General features: G+C 72.3%; 4 protein-coding genes. 2 read left to right on the top strand and 2 right to left on the bottom strand.

Going from position 1 to position 5988, the window contains the following annotated elements:
• Together VSO01S_RS25710 and VSO01S_RS25715 are read right to left on the bottom strand one after the other, a co-directional pair.
• On the bottom strand, positions 1-1130 hold a 1130-nt coding region (locus VSO01S_RS25710), incomplete at its 3' end, for a hypothetical protein (protein WP_153305445.1).
• Positions 1127-1747 (bottom strand): hypothetical protein, encoded by a 621-nt coding sequence (locus VSO01S_RS25715; protein ID WP_068645607.1) that lies wholly within the window; start codon positions 1745-1747, stop codon positions 1127-1129. The genes VSO01S_RS25710 and VSO01S_RS25715, both read right to left, overlap by 4 nt.
• A 243-nt stretch (positions 1748-1990) precedes the next feature.
• Between VSO01S_RS25715 and VSO01S_RS25720 the strand changes: the two genes are divergently transcribed.
• Together VSO01S_RS25720 and VSO01S_RS25725 are read left to right on the top strand one after the other, a co-directional pair.
• Positions 1991-5278, top strand: a complete 3288-nt coding sequence (locus VSO01S_RS25720) for an ATP-binding protein (RefSeq protein ID WP_161944479.1) — start codon at positions 1991-1993, stop codon at positions 5276-5278.
• A gap of 21 nt (positions 5279-5299) precedes the next feature.
• Complete coding sequence (locus VSO01S_RS25725; protein ID WP_068645609.1) at positions 5300-5965, top strand: redoxin domain-containing protein; 666 nt, start codon at positions 5300-5302, stop codon at positions 5963-5965.
• Positions 5966-5988: the final 23 nt, after the last annotated feature.

Consider the following 5988-nt stretch of genomic DNA (forward strand, 5'->3'; position numbering starts at 1 on the left):
GCCCACACGCCGAACTGCGGCAGCGCGCGCGCGGCGCCGGTGACGAGGTCCACGTCGAACAGGTCGGCGCGCGCCTCCACCCGCTTGCTCGCATCGCCCAGCACCAGGCCCAGCGTGGGCGTGAGCCGCGCATTGCCGGTGGGGCCGGTGTCCACGCGCAGGTTGAGCTGCAGGGCGGCGCCGCCGCCCAGCGCGAAGCCCACCGGCTGGCCGGGCGCGGGCGGCGCAACGCCGAACAGCCGCGCCAGGTAGCCCAGCCACTGGTTGCGGCTGGCGGCCTGGGTCATCAGCCCGTGCAGCCAGTTGGCAATGGCCTGCACGCCCTGCGTGGGCAGGAGCGTGATCGGAAAGTCGGGAATGGCGTCGCCGCTCTTCAGGCCCAGCATGCCGCCGATGGCAGCGATCACCGAGTTGGCGGGCTGCGAATCGGCCTGCGACTTGACCAGCGCCAGCACCAGGTCGAGCAGCGCGTCGTCCAGCTCGTCCACGCCGTCGGCGGCCACGCGGATGTCGCGCGGGCTGGTGGCGCCCGGCAGCTGGAAGCCGGTGAGGCTGAGGCCGAACACCGGGTCCGGCTCTTTCGGCAGACCGCCGTAGGTGGGCAGGTCGACCTCGATGCCGATGGCGCCCAGGCGTGCCTGGCCCGGCACCGGCGCACCGCTGTCGATGACGATCTCGGTGGCCAGGCGAATGCGCCCGCCCTTGGCGCCCAGCAGCAGCGGGCTGCCGACGTTGGGCCCGCCGTCCTTCTTCGCGCGGAACAGCGGCACAGCCAGCGAGCTGTTCGATTCCACCGCGCCGCTGGTGTGCACCGACAGCGCAATGCCGATGTGCAGCGTGTTGTCTGCCGCCTGGTCGTCGACCGTGATCGACACCGTGAGGTCCGGGTCGTCGATGTGCACGATGGGCAGCCACACCACGCCGCGCGGGTCGGTGCTGCGGTCGGCGCCGCCCATGGCCTCGTCCACGAAGGCGATGAGCGCCTGCCGCTGCTCGGGGTTGGAGAGCATCTTCTTCAGCGATGCCTCCGGCGCGCCGAACCACGCCGGGTTCGGCTCGCCGTCTTCGAAGATGCCCAGTGCTTCGGCCAGGTTGCCGAGCACGCCCAGGTCGTCGGTAGCAAAGCTCATGATGCTGCCTTGAGCCCGCTGGAGCCGGCGAAGCGATGCCGCGCCATCGGCACGATCTGCAGCACGCCCTTGTCCGCGTTGAGTTCGGCCGGCACCATGACGTTGCCGCGCGCATCCTTGCCCACGGCGCCGGCAATGCCGCTGACCATGCCCAGCACGCCCTGCCACGCGAAGGCCACCAGCGCCTCGCCCCAGGTGTCGACGATCACGGCCGGGCCGATGGGCCGGCGGAAGGTGGCGGCATACAGGCCCGAGGGGTTCTTGGCACTGCCCACGGCAAACACCACCTCGATGTTGACGCTGCCCGTCTGGTCGCAGCGCACCGGCATGGTCACGCGGATCAGGCCCTCGGTGAGCTGCACCTGCAGGCCCACCAGGCTCACCGCCAGTTCGCTGTCGCCCTGCACCCAGACCACCTCGGTGTGGCGGCTCGGGCGGAACAGGCCGCTGGCGCGCTGGGCGGCCACGCGCAGGAACTGGCTGGCCTGCTCGCTCTTGAGCGACACGGGCTTGAGTACCTCCCCCTCCGGCATGGGCCGGGCGACCGCTTCCAGCCGCTTGGCGCGGCGCTCATCGGCGATGAAGCGCGCATATTCCGGCGCAACGCTGTCCGTCATGGCGGTTCTCCTCCTCCAACGTTCTTTTCGTAGTGGAAGGGGCCACTCGCTTCCGCGGGAGCGGGCGGCACGGCGCGAAAACGCGCGTGGCGCATTGCACGGAACATTCGCCGCCGGCGCAATATCACTTGTGGCTTGTTGAAGGGGCCGGCGCATCGGCCTATGGCGCATCGCCATTCGCCTGAGACTGGGGCACACGATGACTGGCGCGCACGGCCAAACAGGCGCACGATGGCGGACGCCATGTCGGCAACGCTGCCCGCCTCGTGCACCGGTTGCGGCAGCACCCTGCTGCCGGGGGCGGGGTTTTGCCAGCGCTGCGGGAAGCGCGCGGGCCTGGCTTGCCGCGGCTGCGGCCAGGCCATCGAGGCGGGCTTTGCGTTCTGCCCGCGCTGCGGCCTGGCGCAGGAGCAGCAGACCCCCGCCCCGGCCCATGCGGCGGCCAATGACAGCGACGCGTCGCAGGCCGCGGACCGGCGGCTGGTCACCGTGCTCTTTGCCGACCTCACCGGCTTCACCTCGCTGGCCGAAGGGCTGGACCCGGAAACGCTGCGCGCCTTCCAGAACGCCTTGTTCGAGGTGATGGCGCAGGCCGTGGCGCGCTACGACGGCTTTGTCGAGAAGTTCGTGGGCGATGCGGTGATGGCGGTGTTCGGCGCGCCGCATGCGCACGAGGACGATCCGGTGCGTGCCATCGACGCGGCCCTGGCCATGATGGCGGGCGTGGAATCGCTCAGCCGGCAGTGGGCGCCGCGCCTGTCGCGCGGGGTGACGCTGCACATCGGCGTGCACACCGGCTCGGTGGTGGCCGGCAGCCTGGGCAGCGGCGCCGGCGGCAGCTACGCGGTGACGGGCGACACGGTCAACACCGCCTCGCGCCTGCTGAGCGCGGCCGAGCCGGGCATGGTGCTGGTCTCCGGCGCCACCCGGGCGCTGGCGCAGCACCGCTTCGAGTTCGGCGCGGCGGCGGAGCTGGCGCTGCGCGGCAAGGCCCAGCCCATGAAGGTGTTCGCCGTTTCAGGTGTGCGCAGCGACGCGGCGCAGGCCTCGCCGCGCGGCCTGGCGGACCTGGGCCTGAGCGCCGGCCTGGTCGGGCGCGATGCGCAGCTCATGCAGCTGCTGGCCGCCTTCGACGCGATGCAGGCCGGCAGTGCGCAGCTGGTGTGCATCACCGGCGAGGCGGGCGCGGGCAAGTCGCGCCTGCTGGCCGAGTTCTTCGCGCGCCTGCAGGCGCAGCGCACCGCCGCGCTGGCCGCCACCTGCGTGCGCCGCGCCAGCTGCTCGTCGATGGGCGAGCCCACCTACGGCAGCTTCGGTGCGCTGTTTCGCGATGCCTACCAGCTCGAGCAGCACGACTCGCTGGCGGTGGCGCAGCACAAGCTGCTGCAGGGCCTGCAGGCGCTGGGCGCGGACGCCGCGGAGGCCGACGCGGTGACGCGCGTGCTCGACCACCTGCTGGGCCTGCAGCAGGTGCGCCCGAGCGACATCGAGCCCGAGCAGCTGCAGCGCCAGATCCACCTGGCCGGGCGGGCCCTGCTCGAACTGCGGCTGGCGCAGCAGCCGCTGATGATCGTGCTGGACGATGCCCACTGGGCGGACGCCGCCTCGCTCGAACTGCTGGCGGACCTGCTGGACCAGCTGGCGGACCAGCGCCTGATGCTGGTGCTGTCGCAGCGCCCCGATGCGCGCCGGGTGCAGGCGGCCCAGGCCGGCCAGACGCAGGTGGCACTGTCGCCGCTGGAACCCGACGAGACGCGCGACCTGGTCGATCAGCTGCTGGACGCTGGCGGCGATGCGGGCCTGGCGCCGCTGCGCGAGCTGGTGGCGCAGCGCTCGGGCGGCAACCCGCTGTTCGTGGAGGAGATCCTGCGCAGCCTGGCCGGTGCCGGGCAGCTGCGGCGCGTGGATGACCGCTGGCAGTGCGCGCCGGACAGCACGGCCGCCGACGTGCCGGCCACGCTCTACGGCCTGCTGCTCTCGCGCATCGACCGCCTGGGCGCCGACGACCGGCGCACGCTGCAGGAGGCCGCGGTGCTGGGCATGGAATTCGGCACCGGACTGCTGGAGCGCATTGCCAGCGCCCCCAAGGCGGCCATCGAAGTGGCCCTGCAGCGGCTGGCGGCCGCCATGCTGCTGTGCTGCGCGCCCGGCGACCGCTGGCGCTTCACCCACGCGTTGCTGCACGAGGTGGCCTACCAGAACCTGCTGCTGGCCCGGCGCAGCGAACTGCACGGGCGGGTCGGCCAGGCGCTGGAAGAAGCGCAGGCGCCGGCAGGCGACGCCGTACCGGCCCAGGCCGAGCGCACGCCGCGGCGCCTGGCCGAACTGGAGGCGCTGGGCCACCACTGGAGCCTGTCGCCCGACAAGCTGCGCGGCGCCCGCTACCTGCTGGCCGCCGGCGACTGGGCGCGCGCCGTGTATGCCAACGAGGACGCCCTGCGCCACTACCAGCGCGCGCTGGAAACCCTCGAACAGGAAGGCGCCGGCGACAACGACGACGAGGTCCGCCAGGCCCGCCTCGATGCGCGCGAGCGCCTGGCCGACCTGCAAGGCCTGACTGGCCGCCGCGACGAGGCGCTGGCGCACTACGACGCGATCCGCCAGGCCATGGACGCACAGGCCGACGACCCGGTGCGCGAGGCGCGCGTGCTGCGCAAGACCGGCGGCCTGCACTGGGAATGCGGCGAGCGCGAACGCGCCGCCGCCTGCTTCAACGAGGGGCTGGCCCGCCTGGGCGAGGCCGGCGATGCGATCGAGCGGGCGCACCTGTTCCAGGAGCTGGGGCGCCTGGCTTTTCGCGCCGGCGACAACGCAGGCGCACTGGCCTGGGCCCAGCGCGCGCTGGCCGAGGTGCCGGCCGGCGCCGGCGCCGACACCGAACGCGCCGCCACCATCGTGCGGGCCGAGGCCGGCAACACCCTGGGCGTGGCCCTGGCACGGCTGGGCCGCCCGAACGAGGCCGTGCTGGAAATCGAGCGCAGCCTGGCGCAGGCCGAGGCGCTGGAGTTGTTGCAAGCCACCTGCCGCGGCTACACCAACCTGGGCGTGCTGTACGCCAGCCTGGACCCGCAGCGCTGCATCGAGACCTGCCTGCGCGGGCTGGAAACCGCGCGCAAGGTCGGGGACCTGGCGTTCCAGTCGCGGCTGTATGCCAACCTGGCGGTGGCCTACTGCGCGCTCACCAACCGCTGCGAGGCCGAGGGCATCGAGGCCGCGCAGGCCGCGGTGCAGCTCGACCGGCGCCTCGGGCTGGTCGACCACCTGGCCGTGCCGCTGATCGTGCTCGGCCAGATCCACCAGTGCCACGGCGACCACGGGCGCGCCTTTTCCGCGTATCAGGAAGCGCTGCAGCTGGCCGAGCAGGTGGCGGAGCCGCAATTGCTCTTCCCTTGCTACGACGGTTTGGCTACGCTGTACCTGGACGCCGGGCGGCCCGACGAGGCCGAGGCCTGGCTGGCCAAGGCCCAGGCGCTGTGCGAAAGCGCCGGCCTGGAGCCCGACGCCCTGATGGTGCTTCCGTTCCTTTGCTAGGGCCTTAGAAGGAGAGTCGACATGTCCTCCGCATCGATGATGGCCATGCCCGTGTCGCCGGGCGAGCCGGCCCCCGAATTCGAACTGCCCGCCGTGGACGGCCCCGGGCCCGTCACGCTGGGCGACTATCGCGGCAAGAGCAACCTCTTCCTGGCGCTGATGGTCGGCCTGTGGTGCCCCTTCTGCCGCCGCCAGCTGGTGCAGCTGGGCGCCATGGAAGACAAGCTCAAGGCCCTGGGCGTGCAAAGCCTGGCGGTGGTGGCCACCGACCCGGTGCATGCACGCGTGTACTTCAGGTTCAGGCCCACCAAGCTGCGCCTGGCGTCGGACCCGGCGCTGAGCATCCACCGGGCCTTCCGCGTGCCCAAGCCCGAGCCCACGCCCGAGATGATGCAGGCCATGGGCGAGATCCGGGTCAACCCCTTCGGCGACCTGCCCGAGCCGATGCCGCTGCAGGAACTTTCGGCCAAGCTCACCGCCGAGGACGGCTACGCGGGCACGCCGAACGACCAGGCTGACATCGAGCGCCAGTGGCCGCAGCTCAAGGCGCTGTACATGATCGACCGCGATGGCATCGTGCGCTGGGTGGACATCGAATGCCAGGAAGAAGGGCTGGCCGGCATCGGCAAGCTGCCTTCGGAAGACGTGATCCTGCAGGCGGCGCGGGCGATGGCGATGCCGCACTAGCTGGCGGCGCCGGCCGGCCTAGC

Origin of the sequence: Variovorax soli NBRC 106424, from assembly GCF_001591385.1 — a bacterium.
GTDB classification, from domain to species: domain Bacteria; phylum Pseudomonadota; class Gammaproteobacteria; order Burkholderiales; family Burkholderiaceae_C; genus Variovorax; species Variovorax soli.